This window comes from Leptospira haakeii, assembly GCF_002812045.1.
Classification (GTDB): domain Bacteria; phylum Spirochaetota; class Leptospiria; order Leptospirales; family Leptospiraceae; genus Leptospira_B; species Leptospira_B haakeii.
The window spans coordinates 18,401-44,347 of the sequence record NZ_NPEG01000001.1 but is presented as its reverse complement, the minus strand read 5'-3'; the positions used below and the strand labels follow the sequence as shown (position 1 = coordinate 44,347).

Annotated in this window: 26 protein-coding genes; 18 read left to right on the top strand and 8 right to left on the bottom strand. The window is 39.7% G+C overall.

Annotated elements, in window-relative coordinates:
* Position 1 precedes the first annotated feature (1 nt).
* Positions 2-1,792, bottom strand: coding sequence for a SpoIIE family protein phosphatase (locus CH377_RS00240; protein ID WP_100721857.1), 1,791 nt, complete (start codon positions 1,790-1,792; stop codon positions 2-4).
* Positions 1,789-3,531: a SpoIIE family protein phosphatase gene (locus CH377_RS00235; protein WP_100721856.1), complete on the bottom strand. Its 1,743-nt coding sequence runs from the start codon at positions 3,529-3,531 to the stop codon at positions 1,789-1,791. The genes CH377_RS00240 and CH377_RS00235 overlap by 4 nt, the downstream gene beginning before the upstream one ends.
* Before the next feature lie 221 nt (positions 3,532-3,752).
* On the opposite strand from CH377_RS00235, the gene CH377_RS00230 reads away from it, so the two are divergent.
* Positions 3,753-4,310, top strand: coding sequence for a hypothetical protein (locus CH377_RS00230; protein WP_100721855.1), 558 nt, complete (start codon positions 3,753-3,755; stop codon positions 4,308-4,310).
* 86 nt (positions 4,311-4,396) lie between these two features.
* On the opposite strand, the gene CH377_RS00225 is transcribed toward CH377_RS00230, so the two are convergent.
* A complete protein-coding gene (locus tag CH377_RS00225; protein ID WP_100721854.1) occupies positions 4,397-5,329 on the bottom strand; it encodes a bifunctional riboflavin kinase/FAD synthetase in 933 nt (310 codons plus the stop codon).
* A gap of 35 nt (positions 5,330-5,364) precedes the next feature.
* Here CH377_RS00225 and CH377_RS00220 point away from each other — a divergent pair, with 35 nt between their 5' ends.
* Positions 5,365-5,988 (top strand): LIC10729 family protein, encoded by a 624-nt coding sequence (locus CH377_RS00220; RefSeq protein ID WP_100721853.1) that lies wholly within the window; start codon positions 5,365-5,367, stop codon positions 5,986-5,988.
* A 3-nt stretch (positions 5,989-5,991) separates the two neighbouring features.
* On the opposite strand, the gene CH377_RS00215 is transcribed toward CH377_RS00220, so the two are convergent.
* Positions 5,992-6,324 carry an STAS domain-containing protein gene (locus CH377_RS00215; RefSeq protein WP_008595407.1) on the bottom strand — a complete coding sequence of 111 codons (333 nt, stop codon included), beginning with the start codon at positions 6,322-6,324 and terminating at the stop codon, positions 5,992-5,994.
* A gap of 117 nt (positions 6,325-6,441) precedes the next feature.
* Here CH377_RS00215 and CH377_RS00210 point away from each other — a divergent pair, with 117 nt between their 5' ends.
* From CH377_RS00210 to CH377_RS00195, 4 genes are read left to right on the top strand one after another with little or no spacing between them, the layout of a single operon-like run.
* On the top strand, positions 6,442-7,134 hold the full coding sequence (locus CH377_RS00210) for an LIC_12936 family protein (RefSeq protein WP_100721852.1): 693 nt from the start codon (positions 6,442-6,444) through the stop codon (positions 7,132-7,134).
* Between the two features lie 27 nt (positions 7,135-7,161).
* Positions 7,162-7,830, top strand: a complete 669-nt coding sequence (locus tag CH377_RS00205; RefSeq protein WP_100721851.1) for a J domain-containing protein — start codon at positions 7,162-7,164, stop codon at positions 7,828-7,830.
* Between the two features lie 6 nt (positions 7,831-7,836).
* Complete coding sequence (locus CH377_RS00200; RefSeq protein WP_100721850.1) at positions 7,837-8,823, top strand: type I phosphomannose isomerase catalytic subunit; 987 nt, start codon at positions 7,837-7,839, stop codon at positions 8,821-8,823.
* A gap of 2 nt (positions 8,824-8,825) precedes the next feature.
* Positions 8,826-9,116: an HNH endonuclease gene (locus tag CH377_RS00195; RefSeq protein ID WP_100721849.1), complete on the top strand. Its 291-nt coding sequence runs from the start codon at positions 8,826-8,828 to the stop codon at positions 9,114-9,116.
* A 5-nt stretch (positions 9,117-9,121) separates the two neighbouring features.
* On the opposite strand, the gene CH377_RS19570 is transcribed toward CH377_RS00195, so the two are convergent.
* Both CH377_RS19570 and CH377_RS00190 read right to left on the bottom strand, forming a co-directional pair.
* On the bottom strand, positions 9,122-9,334 hold the full coding sequence (locus tag CH377_RS19570) for a hypothetical protein (RefSeq protein ID WP_125172132.1): 213 nt from the start codon (positions 9,332-9,334) through the stop codon (positions 9,122-9,124).
* 10 nt (positions 9,335-9,344) lie between these two features.
* On the bottom strand, positions 9,345-11,831 hold the full coding sequence (locus CH377_RS00190; RefSeq protein WP_100721848.1) for an ATP-binding protein: 2,487 nt from the start codon (positions 11,829-11,831) through the stop codon (positions 9,345-9,347).
* 108 nt (positions 11,832-11,939) lie between these two features.
* On the opposite strand from CH377_RS00190, the gene CH377_RS00185 reads away from it, so the two are divergent.
* From CH377_RS00185 to CH377_RS00175, 3 genes are all read left to right on the top strand, one after another.
* Positions 11,940-12,278, top strand: coding sequence for a DUF1292 domain-containing protein (locus CH377_RS00185; protein ID WP_100721847.1), 339 nt, complete (start codon positions 11,940-11,942; stop codon positions 12,276-12,278).
* Between the two features lie 93 nt (positions 12,279-12,371).
* Positions 12,372-13,859 carry a potassium/proton antiporter gene (locus CH377_RS00180; protein ID WP_243401917.1) on the top strand — a complete coding sequence of 496 codons (1,488 nt, stop codon included), beginning with the start codon at positions 12,372-12,374 and terminating at the stop codon, positions 13,857-13,859.
* A 12-nt stretch (positions 13,860-13,871) separates the two neighbouring features.
* Positions 13,872-15,488: a hypothetical protein gene (locus CH377_RS00175; RefSeq protein WP_100721845.1), complete on the top strand. Its 1,617-nt coding sequence runs from the start codon at positions 13,872-13,874 to the stop codon at positions 15,486-15,488.
* A 24-nt stretch (positions 15,489-15,512) separates the two neighbouring features.
* Here the strand turns inward: CH377_RS00175 and CH377_RS00170 are convergent, their stop codons facing one another.
* A complete protein-coding gene (locus tag CH377_RS00170) occupies positions 15,513-16,244 on the bottom strand; it encodes a motility protein A (RefSeq protein WP_100721844.1) in 732 nt (243 codons plus the stop codon).
* A gap of 293 nt (positions 16,245-16,537) precedes the next feature.
* Here CH377_RS00170 and CH377_RS00165 point away from each other — a divergent pair, with 293 nt between their 5' ends.
* The 9 genes from CH377_RS00165 (at position 16,538) to CH377_RS00125 (ending at position 24,727) form a co-directional block, all read left to right on the top strand.
* A complete protein-coding gene (locus CH377_RS00165) occupies positions 16,538-18,082 on the top strand; it encodes a cellulose synthase family protein (protein WP_100721843.1) in 1,545 nt (514 codons plus the stop codon).
* Between the two features lie 92 nt (positions 18,083-18,174).
* Positions 18,175-18,456, top strand: coding sequence for a hypothetical protein (locus tag CH377_RS00160; RefSeq protein WP_100705623.1), 282 nt, complete (start codon positions 18,175-18,177; stop codon positions 18,454-18,456).
* 8 nt (positions 18,457-18,464) lie between these two features.
* Complete coding sequence (locus CH377_RS00155; protein WP_100721842.1) at positions 18,465-19,616, top strand: 4Fe-4S dicluster domain-containing protein; 1,152 nt, start codon at positions 18,465-18,467, stop codon at positions 19,614-19,616.
* A complete protein-coding gene (locus tag CH377_RS00150) occupies positions 19,606-20,490 on the top strand; it encodes a hypothetical protein (protein ID WP_100721841.1) in 885 nt (294 codons plus the stop codon). The genes CH377_RS00155 and CH377_RS00150 overlap by 11 nt, the downstream gene beginning before the upstream one ends.
* Positions 20,487-20,942: a PTS sugar transporter subunit IIA gene (locus CH377_RS00145; RefSeq protein ID WP_100709168.1), complete on the top strand. Its 456-nt coding sequence runs from the start codon at positions 20,487-20,489 to the stop codon at positions 20,940-20,942. Before CH377_RS00150 ends, CH377_RS00145 begins: the two co-directional genes overlap by 4 nt.
* A 12-nt stretch (positions 20,943-20,954) precedes the next feature.
* The gene (locus tag CH377_RS00140; protein ID WP_100721840.1) at positions 20,955-21,857 is read left to right on the top strand and encodes an ABC transporter permease subunit; all 903 of its coding nucleotides are present in this window, start codon (positions 20,955-20,957) and stop codon (positions 21,855-21,857) included.
* The gene (locus CH377_RS00135) at positions 21,854-22,624 is read left to right on the top strand and encodes an ABC transporter permease (RefSeq protein ID WP_100721839.1); all 771 of its coding nucleotides are present in this window, start codon (positions 21,854-21,856) and stop codon (positions 22,622-22,624) included. The genes CH377_RS00140 and CH377_RS00135 overlap by 4 nt, the downstream gene beginning before the upstream one ends.
* Positions 22,621-24,249, top strand: coding sequence for a PEGA domain-containing protein (locus CH377_RS00130; RefSeq protein WP_100721838.1), 1,629 nt, complete (start codon positions 22,621-22,623; stop codon positions 24,247-24,249). The genes CH377_RS00135 and CH377_RS00130 overlap by 4 nt, the downstream gene beginning before the upstream one ends.
* A 106-nt stretch (positions 24,250-24,355) precedes the next feature.
* Entirely contained in the window at positions 24,356-24,727 is a 372-nt protein-coding gene (locus CH377_RS00125) for a VOC family protein (RefSeq protein WP_100721837.1), read from the top strand.
* Here the strand turns inward: CH377_RS00125 and CH377_RS00120 are convergent.
* Complete coding sequence (locus CH377_RS00120) at positions 24,724-25,929, bottom strand: bifunctional folylpolyglutamate synthase/dihydrofolate synthase (RefSeq protein ID WP_100721836.1); 1,206 nt, start codon at positions 25,927-25,929, stop codon at positions 24,724-24,726. The two genes, CH377_RS00125 and CH377_RS00120, sit on opposite strands and share 4 nt — an antisense overlap.
* Positions 25,930-25,947 lie beyond the last annotated feature (18 nt).

The following is a 25,947-nucleotide window of genomic DNA, read 5'->3' as shown; positions in this document are numbered from 1 at the left end:
ATTAAGCTGTAATTTCTAGACAGAATAAGGTGAGATCGTCCGTCATGATCCCGTCTCCGAAGGATTCCGAATAGGATACTAAGGAGCGGATCAGACTGTCTGAATCCTGGTAAGAAAGTTTCTTTACCGCTTCCACGAGTGTGGTATTGCCCATAGGAATTCCCTTAGATCCCCTGACTTCGAATAAGCCGTCCGAATACAATAACACCCTGTCTCCAGGCTTTAGTTGTATCTGAAAATCCTCCAAGATAGGAGTTCCGACCGCGAGTAAGACTCCTCCTTTTCCCTGCAAATCCAAGGTTTGTCCATCTCTGAGAAGAAGTCCGGCATGGTGACCTGCATAACTATATTCTAATATTCTTGTGTTAGGATTATATTTAAGGAAAACCGCAGAGATAAAATGTTGGGTCACCACGGAAGAAAGTAGATCGTTCGTGAATAATAAACCTTCCTTAGGTTTATTTCCCTTTCTGGAAAATACATTGAAGGAGATGGATGCCATTGCAGCTACCATTGCAGAGGAAATCCCATGTCCTGAAACATCTGCAAATAAGATTTCAAGGCTTCCGTCTGCACTTTCAGAACAATTCAGAACATCTCCTCCCACTCGATCATATGGGCGAAAATAGGAGAATATTTTAAATTTCTCTGAAGAAGGGAAGTCTCTGGTAGTAATCGTATTTTGTACTTCTCTGGCTATATCTAGATCTCGGATCACTCTAGAGTAGAGCATATTAATCCTTTCGGAAGCTTCTTTTTTTTCCGTGATGTCTCGGAGTACATATACTCTGCCTAAGTCTCTTCCCGAGATTGGGATTTCGGATTTGGAAACTTCTAAATAAACCGAATCGGAGGAGGGGAGCATATCCTCGTCTGAAGATACCTTTTTTGTTTCTGAAAATTTTCTTTTGAAGTCCATTCTGGAGAATGGTCTTCTTGTAAATCCTTCTAAAAATTTTCCTAGATCCAACTTTTCCGGAGTGGCTGTCATTTTAGGAAAACCTAACATTTCTTTTGCACTTTCGTTCCAATAGAGCAGATCGTCGGATGCGGATAATAAGATTACTCCCTCTCTGAGTTTTGCATATAATTGGAGAGCGATCTTTTCCAATCGGATCTCTAAAAATCCGTATTTTGCAATCGCTATAAATACACATGCGGATTGGATTACTGTCACACTTCCACTCAAGGGCGGATAATGTAGATCTCCTTTGGATAAGATCCTAGGAAGAACTGTGGTTAAAAATCCAAGCACGGAAGAAAGGAATGTTCCGAATGCCAAAAGATAGCATTGTTTTCTGAATCCTATTTCTTCTTTCCTAGATTCAAAAATTAAAAGAAAGATCGCGTAAACGGGAGGGGAAACCGTGAGCAAATTGATCCCATATACGTAAAGAGGACCTTGGATGAGCATATCGCCCCAGTATTTTCTTTCTACACCTGCTATGATCCAATCAGTCGTCAATGTGATAGGAAATATCGCGAGTGCTAATCCTCTCAAAAGATACAAAACGATATTCGGGTTTTTTGATAAGAAAGCGAATACGAATTCTAAAAATAAAGGACCAACTAATAACCAGGAAATAGAACTGATCTTAAAGATCCAAGTCATCCAATGGAATGGTAAGAAGGACCAGTATAGAATAATGGAAATGATCCAAAGACTTAATGCTGCGGAGTAGAAAAGATATAAATGAACTACTCTATGTTTTCCTTTTAGTGCCAAAACATAGGTGAATAACCATAGATTGATAAATAATGCGAATAATGGAAGGATTAGGTACGGGTTCATGATCCAATCTCCAATGCCAGCATCGCCAAATCATCATTATGTTTTCCGTTCCCGAATTCTAACGCCTTTCTATGAGCCGCCTCTAATAAGGAACGAGTATCCCTGTCCGCCATTCCTTGGATCCAATCCAAAAATTCTTCGTAACCGAAAATTTCTCCCAGATCATTCTTTACTTCGTATAAACCGTCAGAATAGAACAATAATCTATCAGAAGTTTGTAGGTCGAAATGATAATCGTTTAGATGCAATTCCTTAACTGCGAGTAAGATCCTACCTTCTCCTTCCAGTGGGTAAATTTTACCTTCTCTGAAAACAAGCATAGGATGGTGTCCGGCATAAGAGAATCGGACTCTATTTTCTTTCGGATAAAAACTCGCATATACAGCGGAAATATGATGGTGTAATACTACTTTAGAGAGCATTTCATGGATCTCGGATAAACTTTCTTTAGGAGAAAGTTTTTTATCCGAAACAATCTGGAATGCGATTGAAAGCATTCCGCCCACCATAGCTGAAGCGATCCCATGACCGGAAACATCCGCAAATAGTATATCTACCCTTTCCGGATGTTCGATCACTCTTAACATATCTCCGCCCACTTTATCTATTGGCTGGAAAAAAGAGTGTATCCTATAAGAACCCTTATCCGGAAATTTTTGTGTAATGATAGAGGCCTGAGTGACCCTCGCGATCTCCAAGTCGTTTACAATTTGTGAATATAGTTGGTGGATTTTTTCTTGGGCTGCTTTCTTTTCGGTGATATCTCTCAAAAGATAAAGAGTTCCCGATTCATTCTCTGTAATCCTGATCTCTGAAACAGTGAGTTCTATGAACTGCAAGACCGAATTACCTATTAATTGGTAGTCTCTCGGAATATGATCCTGTTCTTCCCTATAATTTGCAAAATGCCATTCCGGTTTGAACAGACCTTCTCTAGATGGAGAACCGTCTAAGATCGCGATTGCAGCCTGGTTTGCAAAAAAGAACTCATGGTTTTCTTTTGTAAGAACGATCCCATCGTGAATGTCTCTGAATAATTCTACGGCGATCCTTTCTAAACTGATATTTAAAAACCCATAACGTGTGATCGCCACAAAAATGAAAAATGCCTGTATGCTGATTGCTGCAGGGCTTAGAGGAACGAATAAAAATCTGCCTTGTTCATCCAGATTGAATAATTCAGTATAAGCGCTGATTCCGAGAGCAATCGTGGTGCCCCAGATCCAAAAATTCAATTGTTGTCTGATCTTTTTTTGTTTTGTCTTGAATCTTTCTTTCAAAAGAAGATATAGTCCCCAGATCGCAGGACCACTGACTGCGACCGTGCTGAATGGAACGAACAAAATCCCTGGTTCTAATTCGTAACCCCAATCATATAAAATAGAACCTTTGATGATCCAATCCGTAGAAGCGGTAAGGAATATAGTGAGCACCACGGAAAAACGGAAGAATGGGAGCAGGATTGTCGAACGAATGTTTAAAAATCTATATACTGTTTCTAAGAATAAGAGACCGACAGGGATCCAGGTGAAACAAGAAAGTTTAAAAATTGGAGTCATCCATTCCGGAGGAAGCATGCTCCAATATAGAATATAAGAAACCTGCCAAAGGTTTAAGAATAAAACGAATCTTAAAAAGTCCCGAATGACTGCGCTTCGGAACCTTCTCGCAAAAACATATGAAATAAGAAGAGTATTTATGATTAGAGCGCTTATTGGCAGAAAAAGGTAATAATTCATAGGCCTGACGCTTCGAGGCATCCTAACCGGGTCCTAATTCGGAATCAATCCCGAATGACTTGTCGACGGACCTTTTTTGGGCCGGAAAAGCCACAGTTTTCGGGGAGATTAAAATACGGGAAAATTAGGATTTGTTTATTAAGAAAATAGATTGCGTTAGACGACATTGTATATAGGATTGACGCGACTAACGCTCTGTCGCGGCCTAAGAGGAAAATCGAATGAGTGGACTGGATTCGGTAGGAACGATGGAACCTAGCTCCGATTATTTGATCCAAGAATCAATATCCTATCCTTCTAAAGAGGCTCCTATACTTTCCTTTAAAGGAGTAACTCTTACTCCAGTGTGTATTTGCCCAGAGTGTGGAATATCCAGTAAAACTCCTTGGCATAAATCCAGAGGTAGACTTAGAGATTGGGCTGCATTCTTGGAAGAGGTCAGATATATCATCTGTTCAAACGAATCCTGTCAGACAAAATACCCCCAAAAATACATTTTAGATTTTCCGAAAGGGGTCAGTATTTTAAATAAATCGAATTTACTTAATTCTTTAAAGTCTTGGTTCGAGGAATTTTCAGGAAGAGAGATCATTTTGGTAGAAGGAGAGGATTCAGGCGGCTTATCTTGGGACCCATTCTTCCAATCTGTGCCGAATTGGGCGGATCATATCCCTACTCATCTATTTGCTAATATTCTACGATACACTCCTCCTAAGGATTTGGAAGGGATTCTTCTTGGAAGAAAAGGAATTCCTATCTTCGGCGGATTTAAGTTTTAAAAAAACTAATAATCAAGCTTAGCAGGTTTCAAGAACAAAGCGGCTATAGTCCGCCGCGTGGGTTGTGGGCTTCAGGAGCGAAGCGACTATCGTTCTTGCAAAATCTTTCTAGAAAGAGTCTCGTCCTTCTTCAATTGAGAAATGAGAGCGTCCACTCCTGGAAATTTGATCTCTTCTCTGATCTTTTTGGTAAAAATTACGTTTACCTTCTTTCCATAGATATCATCAGAAAAATCGAATATATGACTTTCTAAAGTGACTGCTTGGTCACCGAATGTAGGGTTATTTCCGATATTGATCATAGAAGGGTAGGTCTTACCTTCTATTTCAGTTCTTCCTGCATAAACTCCTACACCAGGAAGAATAAGTTCCGGCAGAGGTTGTACATTTGCAGTAGGGAACCCGATCGTTCTTCCTCTTTGGTGGCCTTGTACAACTGTTCCTGTGACGGAGAATTCCCTTCCGAGGCATTCTTCTGCTTCTTGTACCTTACCTTCTCTCAATAAAGACCGAATATAGGAGCTGGAAAGTTTTGTGGGGCCCAGGAAGACTGGATCTAGTTTTTCCAAATCGTATCCGTATTCGGAGGAATATTGTTTAAGAAGTTCGTAATCCCCTCTTCTTCCTTTTCCGAAACAATGATTGAATCCGATCAGAATTGATTTTGCTCCGAGTTGATTGATTAAGATTTCTTTTAGGAAGGTTTCCGCCTCTATTTGGGCGAATTCTAGAGTAAATGGAACAACGACTAGCCAGTCTATTCCATAAGATTCTATTAAATTTTCTTTATCTGCCTGTGTGGTAATCCCTCCCAAGTCTTTGTCTTTTCCTAAAACAAGAGCTGGGTTGGGATGGTATGTGACTACGCAGGAAGGGAGACCTTTTTCCAAGGAAATTTCCTTGGTTCTTTCTAAAAGAGCCTGGTGGCCCAGATGGATCCCGTCAAAATTCCCCAAAGTTACGACTGTGGAAGTCTTTAGGTTGCTTTTTAAGTTCTCCAGACTTCTAAGAATTTTCAAGTTTCTCTCCAAAGGACGGTCGATATTCTAAAAAGATGGACTGGCGCCGAATTGCAATACTCTTATTCTTAATTCTTGCCGCTGCCGGACAGGGTCCGATCAGTCAGGAAAATCGGAAAACGAAAAATTTTGAGAATTTCTCCAAACCGATGGGGGGAGAAAACTATATTTCCGAGGATTATAAAACCTTCCCCGAACTTTCCATTTGGGCCTATCATAATGGTCTGAAATTAGCTCCGGATAGAAAAGATCCTGCTCCTGGTGCCGGGACAGGTAGATTATTCGACAACCAATGTAGAATGGTACCTGAAACGGGGTTGGATATCCTTCTCATCGCGGACTCGAATAAAAAAGACATTATCTATGTCTATTTTGATCTCACACTATTCTCTAAGACGGAAAATGCGGCGATTTTGCCGGAGAGGGAGCTAAGAATTTCCGCGAACGGGATCTTGAAAAGAACGATCCGCTTTCCTGACGCAAACTTATACTCAAGGTCTATCTATTCCGCAACTCCTCCAGTGTATATTACAGTGGATCCCTCAGAGTTGAGAGAAGGTAGATTAAATTTGAATCTGACTCCGCTTGCAGGAGAAAAGGGAAGGTTTTGGGGAGTTTGGGACGTGTTTTTGTCCTACACTGCCCCGGAATATCCTTGAAGATCAGGGAAACTGGCTTGTGAACTCTGACTCTGAAAGAGTTTGGAAATAAGAAGTCAGTCCTGCCACTTTGAAAACTTTTTCGATCGCCGGTTTCATGTTCGCGATGAAAAATTTTCCACTCAATTCTTGGACATAATTCAGTTGTTTAATTAGCATCCCGATCCCAGAGGAATCGATATAGTTTAACTTTTCCAGGTTGATCACAACGTTATTGTTATTTCGATCAATGTTCTGTTCAAAAAAGTTTTTGAGATCAATGGACGTATAGATGTCCAGGCTCCCGGAGAGGCTGATTATATTTGTTTCGCTGGATTTTCTAATGCTGATTTCCATATCCGTCCCTTCCCTTTTCGTAGAATCCGGCCGGAATTCAACGAATTTTTAGGAAAAATCCGGGCTTTTTGCCGGAATGGACGACACTAAATGTAGGAATCGTCCGGACTCATACGAATGAAGAAACCGTCTATCTTACTTCTTTTGATCTGCTTATTCAGTTGGGAATTATTTTCTCAGGACTTTGAGAAGGACGGCCAGATCAAAATTCTTCCTTACGAACCGATGCAGGTTCGCGATATAGAAGGACTTACCAAAGATATTAAGGACTTTCATAAAAGAATCGAGGAGATGCTCCCTTTTCTCAATAGAAGGAAGAAAATTATTGATAACGAGTATTTCCAGTTTGTTCCTGCGATGGAAAATTTTAATTTCCCAGTTCGCGACAGATTTTTGGTAGATAAAAAGTTTTATCTAAAAGTTTCAGGGGGAGAAGGTTCCCTAAAACTGGATGGAGTTCGCTTCATTACTAGAAAATCACTGGTTACTAAGCTCAGACCTGTAAACGATGAGATCGGAGAACTAAAGAACGAGAAGGTTCTAGCTTCCGATATTTCTAGTATTGTTTTAGTTGTTAAAAGAAAAACGGATGCCGGAACTAAAGAAGAAGTGTATAGTCTCGGAAATATCAGGAGTCCGTACCAAAGAGTCAAGTTCGTCCGTTCTTACCGTGATAATCTTGCAGAAGTGGTCCAAGCAATAGACAAGTATGTGGAAGGAACAATTCGTGCAGACAGGAAGGATGTGGATACTATGCTTGACGGTCTGGAAAGTGGTGGCTCCTTCCAAGAATATAATTCGAATCGTTAAACCATTTATAGAGTCTAAAATTTTACCATGAGTTCGGCCTGGACAGATCATTATCGAGTTCTAGGCCTGAACTTCGGTGCCAGCCCCGATTCTATTAAACATAGATATAGAGAACTCGCAAAAATTTTCCATCCTGATAATAGGCTCACAGGTTCCAAGCCTGTGTTCTTAAAAGTTTTGGAATCTTATCAGATACTTTCTAAACCGGAAGAACGTTCTCGTTTCGACCAGGAATTTAAGATACGTAAAAGACAAGAACATGCAAAAAATGGAATTCATCTGATTCCACCTTCCAGGATCTTATTTGCTACCCAAGCGGTTGAATTTGCAAGAAGGGGCCTTCTTCGCGCAGGAATGAGAAGTAGGGATCGTAAAAAATACACAGGTATCTATCATGATATACGGATCTGTCTCAAACCCGAGGAGTTATTGGGTAGAATATTCGCTGCCATTCCTTTGGTAGTCAGATCCATTTGCCCGGAATGCAGAGGTTCGGATCTGAACTGTGCCTCTTGCGGAGGAAAAGGATCTTATAAAAGTTATAGATACCTAAAATGGAGCCCCGAACCGGGTACATTGGTACCGGGAAGGATTTATACCTTGGACTTATCCGGATTTAGACCCGATGTATTTACTCATTTCAAGAAGCGGATCTTAAAAGTTAAAATTGAACTCTTTCAGGGTCAAAAAAAATAGGCATATATGCAGAAGGTTTTAAAATTCGAGCCCATCTATAAGGAAAAAGTCTGGGGTGGTAGAAAATTAGAAACCATATTGGGACGTTCTATCCCTTCGGGAGATATTGGCGAGTCCTGGGAGATTTCGGATTACGGTTCGGATCTTTCCAAAATTACGAACGGAGAATGTTCCGGAAAAACGTTTAGAGAAGTATATACTTCCGATTCCGACTCAGTACTCGGAAAACCTTTTAAAGGACAGAGTTTTCCTTTATTGATCAAATTGATTGATGCTAAAGAAAAATTATCCGTACAAGTTCATCCGGATGACGCATACGCAGAGAAGTTTGATCCTGAAAGTGCAGGCAAAAAAGAAGCTTGGACAGTTTTACAAGCGGACAAAGGTTCTAAACTAGTTTGCGGGTTTTCCAAACAAACAAATAAAGAAGAATTTTCGGAATACGTAAAAACGAATAGAGTAGAGGAAATTTTAAACGAGGTAGAAGTAAAAGAACTAGATTCTTTTCTTTTGAACCCTGGAAGAATTCATGCAATCGGCGGTGGAATTCTTTTGATGGAAGTCCAACAATCTTCTGATTCCACTTATAGAGTGTACGATTACGGACGACCAAGAGAATTACATCTCAAGAAAGCCTTGGACGTTTTGGATTTTTCTTCCGCAGATCCTAAAGATAAATTGAGTCCTAAACAAATTGATTCCTTTGAATTGAATCGTTCCGTCCTAACTGCTAATGATAAGTTCAGAATGGAAATTTTAGAGATCGATTCTACTAAAAAATTCTCTCTTCCTTCTTTTTCATCCGAGCCCGTGTTCCATGTTTTGATGGTTCTAAGTGGAGAATGTAAATTAGAAGATCTGGATCTAAAAACGGGGGATACCGTTTTAGTAACTGCTTCCGGGATCAAAGAAGGAGTTAGTTGTGAATCTAAATCTTCTTTCTTACGTTTGGCTTGGTCTGGCCCAGGTTCCGACTGGATCCAATATTCTTAGCCATGAACGGTCCTGGAGAATATTCGGAAGAACCTTTACTTTGGGTAAGTGAATCCGAGATCAAAAAACAAAGACAGATCGCAAAAGAATTACGCAAAACTCCTTGGTGGAGAAAGAAAAAAGCGGACGGCATCTGTCATTACTGCGGTAAAAAATTTCCTCCTGATGAACTCACCATGGATCACTTAATCCCTTTGGCAAAAGGAGGAAAGTCTATCAAAGCGAATTTGGTACCTGCTTGCAAAGACTGTAATAATTCCAAAAAAAACAAACTTCCTTTCGAGGAATTCTGATCTTCTTACCAACAATGTGTGTGGTATACTGCTTCTAGAAGGTATAGATCACATACTGTCTTATTACTCTGATCCGCCAAACAGGCAGTCTGCAATAATTCTGCAGTTTTTTTATCACTTGGGGTGGCCCGGCCACAGTCCTGCTTTCCCCCGGAATTACAATCGGAAGATACGAACAACACGAATAAGATAAAGACTAAGAAGGATATATTACGCATTTTGAATGAATTAGTCCGAGGGTTTTGGCCTACTTTGCACATATCTTTCTAAAAATAGGATCCAATCCCTTTTGAGAGAAGGTTTCTTAAGATAAGAATCGAATCCAGAACTTTCGAAAAATTCTTCCGAGCCAGGTAGAGCGTGAGCAGTCCAAGCCACAAGATAAGGTGGATGAGCGAAAGTTTCCTTAATTTTTTTCGAAACTTCTAAGCCGCTAATATCAGGAAGATCAATGTCTAAAAGTATGACTTCGTAGGTTTCTCTGTCTAATTGAGCGATCGCGTCTTTGCCCATTCCTAACGAATGCACTTTCATTCCGAGTTTAGTTAAAATATCGAATGCAACTCTTCTGGAAAATTCTTGGTCTTCTACGAGTAGAATTTTGAGCGGAGGTAGAACGATAGGTGGAGCTGCCTCTTCTTCCAGTTCTTGTTTTTCCGGTTCTTCTTGAGGAAAGGGAAGTAAGAATGAAAATTTGGATCCTTTTCCTGGAGAACTTGTGATCCGGATACTTCCTCCCATAAGCTCTACCAATTTTTTGGAGATGGTTAAGCCTAATCCGCTTCCGCCGAATTTCCTAGCAACGGAAGAGTCCGCTTGGACGAATGGTTCGAATAATACGGATGCTTGTTCTTCAGCGATACCTACTCCGTCATCTTCTACCCAGAATTCTAAAACTCGTGAGAAAAGATCTTCTCCATAAAAACGAACTCCAAGACAGACCTTTCCTCCGGAACTTGTAAATTTGATCGCGTTGCTCAGAAGATTTAAGAGTACTTGTTGGATCCTTCCTTCGTCCCCTAAAAAAATCCCGGGATGGTGTTCCGGATAGGATATATCTACTAAGACTCTTTTTTCTTCAGCTCTCGCTTTTACCACTCTTGCTGCTTTTTGTAAAACAGCGAATGGATCGAAAGGTAGGATCTCCAACACAAAACGATGGTTTTCTATTTTAGAAAGATCTAATAATTGGTTCACTAAGTGGAGAAGGTTCTCCCCGGATGCTTGAATAATTTCCGCGTATTCTTTTTGTTCTTGGGTTAAGGAAGTCTCGTAAAGAAGGTTGGAAGTCCCCAAAAGTCCGTTTAAAGGAGTGCGAATCTCGTGGCTCATGATTGCAAGGAAGTCGTATCTATATTTTGCTTCCCATTCTGCTTTTTCTTTTGCAGCGGTTAATTGAACGGTTCTGGATTCTACCTTGTTTTCCAATTCTGTTTTTAGTTCGTTCAGGTTTTGGTTTGCGATTTGTAGTCCCTTCTCCGCTTCCATAGAAGTTCTCAAAACTCTTGAGAAGGAGAATGAAAAACCTAAACTATGGAAAAATATAAACAAAAAAATCGCCGGAGCTAGTATGTAATGATTATTTAATATATAATTAGAGGACAGAATATCGTTTATGCCGGCGATGATTATGAAAGAGATCCCTACTAGGAAAAATCTGGAGCCAGGTCTTGCGTGAATGACCGCTCTCGCACAACCTAATAGAGTATAAGCTCCACCTATAAGAATCGTAAATTGAAAAGGGAATAGTAATCTTGCGTAATATTCGGCAGGTAATACTATAGTGGGAATTGCGAAAAACGACATTACGATCAGCGAGATCCATTCTGTTTTTGGATGGAAATCCTGTTTAAACGCAGTGGAAGAATAGGCCAAAAATCCTGAACATAGAATATATGTGCTTAAGTATTCTAATCTATAACTGATCTCCCAAGGAACTTCAGGAAATACATAATTGAACAATCTATTTCCGGTGAGAAAAAATCTAAATACGGAAGCTAAAGAAAATAACGCAAAGTATAATTGACTTTTTTCTTCTCTTGTTCTGATGAAAGCCATGATCTGATAGATTGCAAGTACCAAAACCGCAGCAGAACTTGCAATATCCACCGCCTGGCTAGAATGCAATTTTTTTAATATAAGAGAAGGTGTCCCGATCTCCGGAGTAAACCAAAGACCTCCGTTAATATGTGCGAAATTGGATATCTCGAAATCCAATCTTTTTAGATTTTGTGGAAGAAGGACTATGGAAGTTTGCAGGAATGGAGTCGAAGTCTCCGGAGTTTTTCCTACCTTGCCTACTGTTTCTAAAAGTTTTCCATTCGCGTAAATTGAGTAAGATGTTCCTAAATCTGGGACTTTTAACATCAGCTCAGGGCAATTTTCTGGAAGTTGTATCTGGAGAGAGTATGTACCGAAACCCTTTCCATTCGGAAATAAAAGCTTATTATCTTTTACAAATTCATTCCAGATTTGAGGAACGGGTGCGTAAATCCGTTCTTGGGTTTGCCCAGGTTCAGGTTCCGAAGCTAAAAATTTCCCTGGAACCAATTCCCATTCGCCCCTGAGAGAAAGAATAGTTTTACTCGGATCCCAAGTTTTTGAGTCTAGTTTACCTTCTCGAATTTCTCCCAAATCATAATCTGTCCCTCCGCAATTCCAAAAGAGCAGAATGTTTAGAATAAAAATTGTGAAAATTACGCGATTCGAATACATAAATGACGGAATTTCATCCTATAAACGACGTATTTTCAGGTTTGTCCACCTTTTACGGCAAAGCCGAATCCTTTTTTGGGCCGATCTTTAAAGTAAGGAAAGACGCAGGTGTTGGAATCTTACGATAAGGAAACCGAATCCACAGAGCATGAGGAGCTGGGCGACGAGCTTCTACACTTATTAGATGAGGATGGAAATCCATATTCTTTTATCGTGGGAGAAGTAGTTGAGTTAGACGAGTACCAATATTTTTTACTCATTCCATCCTCTGAAGATGAAACAGATTTCATCAATCTGGATGTAGGATTTTTGAAGGGAGAAGAAAGTTTCGGATACTTTGCCGTGAAGATAGAGGCGGATGAATTCGGTGAAGATAGATTGGTAGAAGTTACGGACTCCAGAGAGTTGGAAGATTTATTGTACGAACTGAACTCTGACGTAGTCTAATGGGTCCAATGTTTTTGATTTTTGTTTTGAAAATAGTTTTTTTCAGATAAAAAAAGAAATCGCATAATTTTCAAAGGATTAGAATCTATCGTAGTGGAATTGAACGCTCTTAACTTCGAGTTTCAAATTTTAGCTCTTTCAAGCCTTATCATTCTTAGCATAGGCCTCTTGCGTGTTTCCACAAAATTTGGAGTTCCTTCTCTCCTTATATTCTTAACGATCGGAATGTTAGCAGGTTCCGACGGCATTCTAAAGATCTGGTTTAACGACGCGGATCTGACCCGTAAGGTCGGTTCTATCGCATTAGCATTTATCTTGTTCTCCGGAGGTTTAGAGACCGACTGGGTCAAGGTAAAACCTATACTTTGGAAAGGAATTTCTCTCGGGACCGTAGGAGTATTTCTTACCTGCGTCTTCGTAGCCTTATTTGCAATTTTTGTAATGGGTTTCGATCCTATTATCGGATTTCTTCTGGGTGCGATCGTATCATCCACCGACGCTGCAGCGGTATTTAACGTTCTCAGAACCAGCAATATAGGTATGAGAAAAGGACTCACATCTCTTTTAGAATTAGAGTCGGGGAGTAACGATCCACTCGCAGTATTATTGACCACTTCTGTTTTAGGGTTTGTAGGATCTTCTTCTCCTTCTTGGGACACTTTAGCTTGGACTATTTTCCAACAATTCAGTTTGGGAATTATCTTAGGTCTGCTTTTAGGTTATTGGATCTACCGAGGTATGAACCGGATCAAACTGGATTACGAAGGTTTATATCCGGTATTACTTTCTGCTTCCGTTCTATTCGTATACGCTGCGACTGATCTGATCGGTGGAAACCCGTTCTTGGCGGTGTATATAGCTGGAATTATCATAGGAAATAGATCTTTCGTTCACAAACGAAGTAATGTTCGCTTTATGGACGGGATTGCGTGGTTGATGCAAATCGTAATGTTCCTTACCTTAGGACTTCTTGTATTTCCTTCTAAAATTCCTTCAGTCGCCGTGTTAGGAATAGCGTTTTCGGTCTTCCTAATAATGATTGCGAGACCGGCCGCGGTGTTTTTAGCTTTAACAGGATTTAATGTGGACTGGAGAGAAAAACTCTTGGTCTCTTGGGTGGGGTTAAGAGGTGCTGCTCCGATCATTCTGGCTACATTCCCTTTTGCTAAACAACTCCCAGAGTCGGAGATGATCTTTCATATTGTCTTCTTTACCGTATTAACTTCTTTGTTATTGCAAGGATCTACAATCCCATTTGCAGTTCGAATTTTAGGGCTCGAGGCAGCTTTGGAACAAAGAGCTTCTTATCCATTCGAATTCGAGAACAAGGACAAGAGCGATACCCAACTTCTGGAGTATATCGTTCCGTATGGTTCCGCATCAGTAGGTAAGTTCGTATACGAATTGGATTTCCCAGAAAATTCTTTGATTACCTTGATTTACCGGGGAGATTCACACTTGGTTCCAACAGGTAAAACCAAGATGGAAGATGGGGATGTTCTTTTAGTTTTAACTCCTGAAGGTGCGGAAGATAAGATCCGTGAAATTCTTTCAAGAATGGGAGAAAGAAAGGAAGCATAGCTTCTTATTATAATGGATCGTTTTGATTGGAAGAAGATCATTCGGTCTAATTATTTCGAACTGGCATTAGTCCTAATTATATTCACTTATATCTCTTACCAAAACGCTTGGTTAAGTGATGATTCATTTATTAGCTTTAGGGTATTAGATCATTTTGTAAATGGTTTCGGGTTGCGATGGAATATCGCAGAGCGTGTGCAGGCATTTACAAATCCGCTCTTGATCTTAGTGCTTTCTCCTTTTTATTTTGTGTATCAGAATATAGTGTTCTGGTCCTTTTTTAGCTCATTTGTTTGGGGACTTTCCACGTTTTATTTTTTAAGAAAGATCTCTATTTCTAAAGTTTCATTTTGGCTGGGCTTGTGTTTTCTTTTCTCTTCTAGATCTTTCGTAGACTATACATATTCAGGTTTGGAAAATTCTCTGAATTATTTAATAGAGGCGATCTTCTTCTATTTATATTTTAGAAAAGAAGAAGGGGCCGATTCCAAATTGCCTGGCCTGGTCCTTCTTGCCGGTTTTGCTTTAGTTTCCAGGATTGATTTTATTCTAATCTTTATAATTCCACTTCTGATCGTTTTTTTCCAAGATTGGAAGAAAGGAAGAATTACCTTTTTTTTAAGTTCTAAAATCGTTCTTTGTGGCCTGCCTGCTATTCTTTGGTTTCTATTTTCCGCTTTGTATTATGGTTCTCTTTTGCCGAATACATACTATTCCAAAACGAATGTAGAGGATTCTCTTGTTCAAATACTTTCGCAAGGATTGCAGTATTATATTTTTGAACTAAAGTGGGACTTTATTGCATTCATATTTCTTCCGATCGTGGCAATCATTCGTGCGGTTTTGAAAAAGAATTCAAATCCTATTCTAATGTCTTTAGTCTTTTCTTTGCCATATTTAGTATATATCCTCTTTGTCGGAGGAGATTTTATGGCTGGAAGATTTTTTACTTATGTAATCTTTCTTTTTGGGATTGCATTGGTTCGTCTCGAAAATATAGGGAAAAAAGATACGTATGTTTTAGGATCTGCTTTAATTCTTTATAATATTCTTTTATTCTCCACTCCTATTCACTCTATTAAGCAGCAAGTGAGCAAAAATCCCTGGATTTTGGACAAAGTGGGGATTACAGACGAGAAGTTTTGGTATTACCTTGGTACTGGCCTTTCTTGGTATGATAGGGAAGGCTCTATTCTTTCTAACATAGCAAACAAAAAACCTTTTTTCCCTCCGACCGATCAGAAAGTATTCATTAAATATAATACAGGTGTAGTTGGATTTTTTCTTCAAGATCAATATATTATCGATATAATTGCGTTGGGAGATCCTCTTCTTTCCAGGATCCAAGGTAAGGGTAGAGTAGGACATAAGGTCAGGCACTTGCCTCTCGGATATTTTGAGTCTGTCGAATCCGGGAAAAATAAAATCCAAGATCCTAAGCTTAAGGAATATTACGATTCTCTGAACTTGTTGACAAGAGGAGAGATTTCTGATCCCAGAAGATTTGATTTGTTCTGGAAGTTTCAATTCGGGTCCCTTCGAAGATATAATGAGCCTTATCTGATCGATGAGGCTCGGGAAGAAAAAATATGGTCAGAAGGGAATCGCGAAAAGAATGCAGTAGATTAATTTGATCTAAAAATGTAGGAACTCCTACAAAAACGGCGCCATTCTCTCTACAAGGATCCGTCTGTTGTCTCCTGTTTGAAGAGAAATAATTCCTCGGATGATTGCCTGTCTTCTTCTGTCTCTGGAAAACGCCCAAGTTCTAAGTCTATTTGCCAATGGAAAATAGGCTAAGTTTGCAAATGCAATTCCGTAGAAGGTTGCGATAAATGCAGTGGCGATTCCTTCGCCCAGAGCTCTTGTCCCTGCTCCCAAATTTTCCAATACGCTTACAAGTCCCATCACTGTTCCGATGATCCCGATAGTAGGAGAAAATCCTCCGGCGGTTTCTAAAATTTTTGCGGAGCGAGTTTCTTTATTCTCCAGACCTTCTGCTGCTTCGAATAAAATTTCTTCTACAGCTCTTGGATCCGTTCCATCTACGATTAGTTGTATCCCTTTTCTCAAGAATGCGTCAGGCACTCCTGCAAGTTGGTCTTCCAATGATAGTAATCCGTTTTTTCTGGCCTTCTCTGCGAAGTCCAAGAATACATCAGAAAGAGAAAATTCTCTCTTAGGAAAAAGGGATTCTCTTAAGTGAATGATCAGATTTGCAAATTCTTCCGGAGTATAACTAGCGAATGTTGCCCCCGCAGTTCCTCCCAGGATCAATACAAGTGCGGATAGTTTGAGAAAGGAAAGAAAATGCGCTTCTTCCAATAAGATTGCTAACAGTACGGAAGCAAATGCGGCAATTAAACCTAAGATAGCCGAACGCATGGGAGCAAATTAGGTAGATTATGTCATGGAGACAAGCGTTTTCAAAAAAATAGAGGACGGTTCGTCCCATCCCCTCTACAAGAAAGTGAAAATTCGCAGTGGATTGGCTTTAACCAGGGAGGTTAAAGGTCCATCCGATTTAGAATATCGGATTTCAAAGTTCGGACCTTAGGGTTTTACGCCCATTTTTTCCGGGGGGAAGGTGATTTAATTTCGGAGCGAAAAATCTGGCTTCGAATGTTGCGCTGCAAAATCCATTGACTTTTTAGGTATTTCCAAAATTTTTGTCCCAAATGCTCACTGTAGTCACTGTTCTGTTTTTGGGAATTTACGCCCTAGATATCCTAGGATTATTTTTCTTTGGAATTCACACGTATATCATGGTGTTTCTTTACAAAAAGTACAACGCCAATTGTGATACAGACCCGAGCAGAAACCTTTCTTTGGACGATCCGAGCCTTCCGGTAGTCACTGTCCAACTTCCTATTTTTAACGAGTTTTACGTAGTAGATCGTTTGATCGACTCCACAATTGCATTAAAATATCCTAAAGATAAATTAGAGATCCAAGTTCTGGATGATTCTACTGATGAGACCATCCAAAAAGCCGCTTCCTTAGTGGCAAAATACAAGGCTCAAGGATTCGATATCCATCACCTTCACAGAACCAATCGTGTTGGCCATAAGGCAGGTGCTCTGGACGAAGGAATGAGAGTTTGTAAAGGAGACTACATCGCTATTTTCGATGCGGACTTCATGCCGGATCCTGACTTCCTTCTTAAAACCATGGCTTACTTTGACGATCCTCAGATCGGAATGGTACAAGCACGTTGGGGACATATCAACGCAGATTATAATATTCTAACCAAAGCGCAAAGTTTCGGAATCGACGGTCACTTCATGATCGAGCAGGTAGCAAGAAACGGTTCCAAACTTTGGATGAACTTCAACGGTACTGCAGGTACTTGGAGAAAGAAAACTATCGAGGATGCTGGCGGTTGGGAGCATGATACTCTTACCGAAGACTTCGACCTTTCATATCGCGCAGAATTAAGAGGTTGGAAGTTCCGTTATTTTAAAGATGTGGTTTGCCCTGCAGAAATCCCTGCAATGATGTCTGCATACAAGTCTCAGCAGTTCCGTTGGTGTAAAGGCTCTATCCAAACTGCCGTGAAACTTCTTCCTCGTATTTGGAAAGCGGACCTACCTTGGAAAACCAAGGCTGAGGCTGTAACTCATTTGATCAATTATTCCGTTCACCCTCTTATGATCGTGAATATTCTATTTAGTGCGCCATTATTATTAATGGAATACTGGTCAGGTTTTAGCTTCTACGATCTTCCATTAGAAGTATTGTCCGGAACTGCAGCGATCCTTTCTATTGGCTCGGTAGGACCGTTATTCTTCTACGCATATTCACAAAAGACATTATACAAAGATTGGAAAAAGAGATTAGTGTATCTTCCAATCCTGATCATGATCGGAACTGGGATCGCGATCGTAAACACCAGAGCCTGGCTCGAGGCTGTTTTAGGGATCCAGTCTTCCTTCAAAAGAACTCCTAAATTGAGAATCGAAAACAACTCTGATTCCCTAAAAGAAAGGCTGAAATATACCGTTCCTTTGGACTTCCATGTAGTTCTTGAGTTCTTACTTGGTTGTTATTGTGTGTTTTCCGTTGTGCTATCTTTCTTAGTGGGACGTCCTTATATCGTGGGCTTCCTATTGATCTACGGGATCGGTTTCTTCTTCGTAGCTTTTAAATCTTTCCAAGAATTTACCTGGAAATACAAAGAAGCAAGAAACGCGGCCCAGGAAGAGATCCCTCAGGAAGCCTGACACAGCTTCCGCCATACAAAAGGCGAGGAAACGGGTTGACTCCCTGTGCCCTCGTCTAAATCTGTCAAATACCCCAGGAAACAGGATAACCGATGAGTGAGAAAGTCTATTGCGCCAACTGCCTGCATTGTGTAACCGTCAGACAGTATGAATCCGAGGCGGACAAATACATCCTCCGGGTCAAATGTACCAAGAAAAAATGGTCCAAACGTTCCGGTGAAGAAAAGTTATACAAATACTTCACAGTGGCTCGCCGTATGCAGACTGATTGCGAATTCTACGAGCCGATGGGAGAAATCCTTCCTTATATCAAAAATTTAAAGAAAGAACTTCCCATTAAAGACGAAATCTACATGGTGAAGTCGCTTAGCTAAAAAGGGCTTTGTTCTCAAAACCGTTCCTCCTCCAACCCAGGACCGTAAAAGAAACGGGAAATCGCAAAACGGTCCTGGATGAACCCTACACCCTCTTCCCGGATAAAGACGCCTTATTACTTAAGGATTTTCCAGTCCGGGTAAGTGTAGGAGATCCTCTCTACAAACAATCTTCAGGTTCAGTTCTCTCCCCTGTAAACGGTATCGCTTCATTAGAACATAGTGAAGAAGGATCCAAAATTCGTATCGTTCAAGACGGAAATTTCATTGGTTCCAAACCTTGGATACCTAAAGTTCTCAAAAAAGAAGAAGTACTCGAGCCAATGGATAGGCTTGGTTTGGTCAGTCTGGATTTTCCGGAACATTCTCTTTTATCTTATTTTAAATCCAGACAGAAAACATCTCTAATCATCTTAGCTCCGTTTACAAGAACCCAAGATGTGGATTATCTTCCTGAGTTAAGAAAGAATTCCGAATGCCATACTCGTTTTTTAGAAGTTTTAAAATTCCTTTTTCCGGAGGCTCAGATCAGGGATTATATTTCCGATCTGAAATCTCCCGTTAAAAATTATACTTATCCTTGGGGAATTCCTGAATATTTCATTTCTCAGACTGAAAAATTACCTTTTTCTAAAATTAAAGAAATATTATATTTAGGCCCTGAAACATTATATAATCTTTATAGAGCATTATTTGCCGATTTTCCTTTTATAGAAAGAGAGATAGCTCTTTATTTTTTAGGTAAGAACGGTGGGCTTAGGAAGGCGGATTCTACTGTTCGTATCCGAAATGGACAGAGTTTAAAGTTTTTATTCGAAGAATACGGCCCTAAATATTCTAACTTCACCCTAAATTCCTTTTACGAAAAAAATCCGGTGAGAGATATCAAAAAGGGATTTTATTGGGATATCAGACAGAATTATTCCTTAGTCTTTTTGACTAAACATGATTCGGGGAGAAGGGAATTTCCATGCGTAGAATGTGGGGAATGCTCTTATAATTGTCCTACCCAAGCAAATCCTATGGCCTTAGTTTCCAGCTTCGGAAATTTTAATTCTTCTCTTTGTATGGAATGTGGGATCTGTACATTTCTTTGTCCTTCTACCATTTCCTTAAGAAATAAGATAAGGACTTGGAAGGAGGCGAATCATGGCTTTTAGTTATGTTCTCTCCACCCAAAACGGTTTTTTCAGAAGAAAGGACCTTCTTTTACCTGATATTCTTTTTACGATTTTGGCAATTGGCCTTTTGGTTTTAGGCTCCGGTGGATCTTATTATCCGATTATTCCTGCAGGTTTCGGGCTTTTATTCGGAGCTGCCGCTTACTTTCTTCTTACCGGTGGGAAGTCCTACCCGCTATACTGGGTGAATCATGCTTTAAGTTTTGCACTTCTTCTTCCCAGAGATCCAAGATACGCTTTGCATGCAGTTTTTGCTTTAGGGATCGGGCTTGGCCTTTGGTGGGTTTTAGAGCAGAGATTTAAGATCCGATTCCCTTTGGCCCTATTACAATTTTTGCTTTTTCTAATATTCTACTTTTTACCGGGAATAGATAGCTGGGCTTCTGAGCCCTCTTCTGTGTTTAGGGGAACTTCTTATCCCGATATATATACTCCTGGTTTTTTTACGGAAAGCACTTTGCCTGGATTTAGATACTCCGCTTTGGAAGCATGCGGTGGGTTCGGGATACTTCTGGCTGTTCCATTATTGTTAAGAAGAAGTTTGGCTCTTCTTTTACCTTTAGTATTCTCTATCCTTCTTTCTGTTTGGATCCATATCGCCAAAATTCCAGGTTGGGAAACAGTTTCAGGTCCGGTTTGGCTTGGGACTTTCTCCTTCATTTTACTTCTAAATTTACCGGGAAGAAATACAGGCTCACTTTTGCCTCTTTCTTTTTTGAGTTTGGCACCTCTTGGGTTGGCAATTTTTTTCCTTCCCCCGGTATTTGTTCCTACATTCCTGTGGGTCTCATCGTTTTTTTTCATTGAATCCATCCTGATTCGTATTTTCCTAGGAGATAGGACAGAGGCATGAACCAGCTCCTCGCTTTACTTAAGCCAGAGACTGTAATTTTTGAAATAGAAGGTTCTTCTAAGGAAGAAGTGATTAATCAACTTCTCCAAAAGGCCGTCGACTCTACGCTAATCGATAGAGACGATAGGGATCTCGTGTACGAATCTCTCATGGCGAGAGAAAAATCCATGTCTACCGGTATCGGCAGTGGGGTAGCAATCCCGCATTGTTCGGTCAATTTGGTGGATGAACTCAAATGTGTGATGGGTCTTTCTCGAAAGGGGATCGATTTTGATGCAATCGACCATCTTCCTGTTCATATTTTTATTCTTCTTATCGTTCCTAAATCCAAATTCCAAGAACATATCAAAACTCTGGCGCAGATCGCAAAAACCCTCAACGTAAAAGAGGATCGTGAAAAATTGATCCTTTCCAAAAATTTCGAAGAGATCCGGAAAGCTTTCTCCGCGTGAGAGGGTGAGAGTTTGTTAGAAGAAGCGAAACGCTTTTTGATCTTTGCGGTTTTTCTTTCCGCGATTTCGATATTTTTCTCCCAGCTTAGATCTCTGAATAAGGAATTTTTAGAGGCAGATTCCGGGATCCACGTCCAAGATTCCTTAGACAAATCAACTAACACTAGTTTTGTGAAGGAATATCTACGGTTCTGGAAAGGGCTTGTGAGTTTTGATCTCGGAGAAACCGAATCCGGAGATCCCGTGCTTTCTCATATTCTTTCTAGATTTTGGCCCACATTACATTTGGCAGGCTTTGCGGTTTTAACCGGAACACTCTTCTCCGTTTTTTTGGCATTAGTATCTCTTCTTCCCAATTGGGGATTTCTGGGACAAGTTTTCGGATTTATCAGCCAACTCATCTTATCTACTCCAGTATTCGTAGTTTCCGTTTTTTTATTGGTGTTTTTTTTTCTGATACTGGGCTGGTTTCCTCCTGGAGGTTACGAACCAGGAAATACAGCTTACGTGATTTTACCGGGAATTGCGTTGGGATCTCGAGTATTTGCCAGGCTTTTTATTTTTGCCCACCAACTGGCCGGGACCGAAAAACAATCCGCTTATACAAACGTGTTGAAGGCAAGAGGATATTCGGAAAATAGAATATTGTTTAGGCATATTCTACTCAAAGTTTCGCCTGTGCTTCTGATCTTGATCTTATTGGATCTGAGTTCTTTACTTTCTGGTGCAATCGTAGTAGAAGAGATCTTTTTCTTTCCTGGGATCGGGAAATCTATGTATCATGCGATCCGGACCATGGATTCTGCATTACTCTCAGCACTTTTGTTTTATAGCGGAACCATATTTTATATTCTTACCAGAGTTTCTGAAAGGGTAAGGGATAATCTTTTAGGTTGGGAGGCAGGCGCCGCTTGAAAACTCTAAACCTGCTTCGTTATGGGACAATTTCCCTATATCTAGTTTTAGTTATATTCGGGATATTATTTAAGTCCGCTCCTACTGAGTTAAATTTAAAGGAATCCTTTCTTCCTCCTTCTTTTGATTTTCCATTCGGTAAGGATAGATTGGGAAGAGATGTATTCTCTATGTTTGCCTATGGAAGTTTAGCAACTTTCCTATTTGCATTTCCGGCAAGAGTTCTTACATTAGTAGTGGCTTCTTTGATCGGTTTAGTTTCTTATACTAGCCCGTTTTTTAAGAAGAATCTATTCTCTCCTTTGTCTTCCGTTTTTATTTCCCTACCTTCTTTACTTTTAGCATTACTTGTGGTCCAAGTATTCGGAGCAGGGCCGATTCCTTTGTTTTTAGCGATCATACTTGGAGATTGGGCTCAGGCTTATGAAACAGTTAGAGCTAAGATCGACGAGGTAAGTACAAGCGGATACGCATTGGCTGCTTCATGTTTTGGAGCTAGTAGGTCATATGTTTTTAGGGCACATCTTCTTCCTCAGGCATTTCAAATAGTCAGAGTACTTTTATTCACAGGACTTCCTGCTGTGGTAATGACTCTTGCCATATTCGGATTTTTAGGAATCTCTGCAGGAGGAGAAGTATTCGGTCCAGGTCTTGGAGAACAAATTGCATTTTCTAAAGATTATGCGCAGAATGCTCCTTGGTCCTTGGTATTTCCTACGTTGGGAATTTTAGGTTTAGTAATGACAGTAGGAGGAAAACGTTCTTGAAACCGTTATTCTTCCGAAAATTATCCGCTTTTGTTTTATTGATTTGTTTGTCTCCACTGTTTGTTGGTACTTCAACATATGCGATAGATGAGTATTATCGTTTTCCTGAATATTCTTCTCCTGAGAAAATAAAATTCGAGAAGGAGAGGAAACTTTGTATATTTCCACTTAGGAATTTATCCGGAGATACGTCTTTGGATTTTTATTCTTCTGGTTATGCTTCCGTTTTATATTCTGGTTTAAAATCTTTAGTTCAGATCTATGACGAATCTTTGATCCCTAAATCTATCCAACATCCTTTTGGCCCGAATCCTTCTGGTATTACTCCTAATTTAAAGGATGGAGAATGGGATTATGCAGGGCTCGAGAAATTAAAAAAGGGAGAACTTTCTTTAAATGTATCCAAAGATCCTAGATATTTAGTTTTAAAAGTCCAACCTTACGAATCTGAAACAGCACCTGATGAGGGCTTTTTAATTCCGATCTCTCGACAATACGATTGTTTTTATTCTACGTACGGAGAATTCGAGAAGAAAGGAGAAGAAATCCGAATTAGCATCCGGATGAGATCTTCTAAAGATGGATCTAAAAAGGAATTTTCTCATAAAACAAGCATTAGGCGATCCTACCAAGAATTGGGCCCGGTTATAGAAGAGATCCGCAAAACACTTCTAGGAAAACATACTAAAGCACTTTCTGTCAAAACCGGAAACCAATATGATTCACTCGTTTTTTTGGACGGGAATTATATTGGTAAAACCCCCTTAAAAAGAAATGATGTTCTTTCCGGTATTCATGATATTCGTATCACTAAAAACGGATATTCTGATTGGATAGGCCAGGTGGATCTGAGAGAATCTGCTAAGGAACTGGATATCGTATTAGAAAAAGATAAAAAAGAAGGTTTCCTCTCCGCTGATTCCGACCCTCAAGGCGCTAAAGTGTATTTAGGTTCAGAATATTTAGGAATTACTCCGCTCGTAAAGGTTCCGGTCAAAATAGGTTGGAACAGATTAAGATTCGTTTTGGCCGATCATGTGGATCAATTTAAAGGAGTGGAAATCAAAAAGGGAGAAGTTTCCGAAGTCAAGGCAAAGCTGAAAGAAGGTGAGTCCGTTTCTTATTATAGAAATAAAAAGTATTTATTCTTGGATCATACCTACGACGATTTCGCGATCTATTCACTTTACGGAAGTTTGTTCTTTTATGCGGGATATTATTATTTCAATTTAAGGGCCGACCAGGCATTGGAAAATGCCAGGCCAATGGTGCAGATCACAAATATAGTGACTCTTCAGGAATTGCAGCAGTCTTCTCCGAATATCCAAACATTTGCACTTTCCTATTTTTATCAGGAAAGTATCTATAACGACGCTAAAAATAAGTCCGACTATTTCAGATCTATCTCCGGTAGATTCGGAAAACACCAGGGGATCCAAGGTGGACTCATGTTGTATGGGATTGGGACAATGCTTCTCTTATCTGCGACGTTCTATGCGCTTGGATTAGATTCCGAAACTTTAGAAGTAGGAGTGGCTCCTGTCAAAACCATGCCTACATTCGTAAAAGGTATAGAAGGTCAGTATGAAACGGAGTCTTACGCAAAGTTTAATATGAGATTTTGATTTACCGATAAAAAGAATATAGAAATAAATATAAAAAAGAAATCGGAGACTCCGATTCGAGAACTTGGGAACTTAGACTTCCTGCAAAGGGATAAGCAGGTAATGTATGGATCAAACTTCTTTAAAGACGGTTGAAATTAAGGTATTTCTTCCCGCAAAAAATTTCGAAATTTCTAAAAGTTTCTACGAGGAGATCGGATTCACTAAAAGATCCGAAGGTGGCGGAGTTGCTTATTTCTGCGTCGATCATTGCAGTTTTCTTCTCCAAGATTTTTATAACCAAGAGATGGCTGAAAATTTAATGATGCATCTTTTGGTAGAAGACGTATATGCTTGGCATAAAATTTTAAAAAACAAAAACGTAGCAGAAAAGTTTCAGGTAAAGTTAACAGATCCAGAAGAACAGCCTTGGAGGATGATCGATTTTATTTTGAGCGATCCTTCCGGAGTTCTTTGGCGTATTGGCCAAAACATCTAAGTTTTTATATAAGAGTATAATCTAAAACTTCCAAGTACTAAGATACCTTCTTCTTGTTTAGAAGGTTTTAGGATCTCTGAAAGTTTTTCTAGTGGAATAGAGTAAGATCCGTATCCTTCCGGAAGTTTAAACTCATTAGAATGTAAAAAATACAAATTCGACTTTTGGTTTTTTGTATAATCCAAAAGTTTTTCAGCCATCGATTCTCCTTCTTTGTCAGGTAAAAATCCAGCTAAGATGGAGAATCTTTTTCCCGGAAATGTAGAGGATAAAGAGGCAATCGTGACCCTGATCGCATCTGGATTATGAGCCGGATCAAATACGATCATTGGAGAATTGGATATAATTTCTAATCTACCAGGTGGACGAGGAAGAGGTTCGGTAACTATACTTTCTGTTTTTTCGATTCCGACTTCGTTTTTGGAAATAATCTCTTCTAATTTATGTACGATAAACTTTACGTATTCTTGGTTATGATCCAAATAGGATCTTCCTTCAGGCAAGGAAGGATAAAGATATAACTCTAAATTTTTTTCCGAACAAAACTCTTTAAGTATCTTTAATAGAGAAGTTTCCGGTTCTAACGCAAATACAATTTTAGTTCTTTCGGTTATTATTCCAAGTTTCTCTCTCAGGATCGCTTCTTTTGTATTTCCCAAAACCGCCTTATGATCTTCTCCGATAGCACAAACTACTAGGATATCCGGATCCGCCAATTTTGTGGCGTCTAACCTTCCTCCTAAGCCTGCTTCGTATACTTGGACTGCAATATCCTTTTTTTCGAATAAAACGAAAGAGGCGAGAGTGAACCATTCGAACCAAGATAAAAATGAAAGTTCTTCCGCAGTACTTTGTGTAAATAGTGTATTAGAGATCTCTTTTAGATCTTCTTCATTTACTGGATCGAAATTTGGACTCAAGCGAATCCTTTCTTTTGGATCGAATAGATGAGGAGAAGTATAAAGACCCGTTTTATATCCTAGATTAGAAAAACTTCCCGCTAAAAAATGGGAAACGGAACCTTTTCCATTCGTCCCGACTACTGAAATCCTAAGTCTTTCTTTTTTCCTAGTTCTCCAACCATATGAGTCCACAAGCTTGCGGAATGGATCCAGAGAATAATCCCCAAATACGTTAAAATTCCTAGTCTTCTCTAAATTGGTTAATTTGGATCCGAATTCTAAAAAATCTGGGTTAGACATTTAAAGTTTTCTAATATT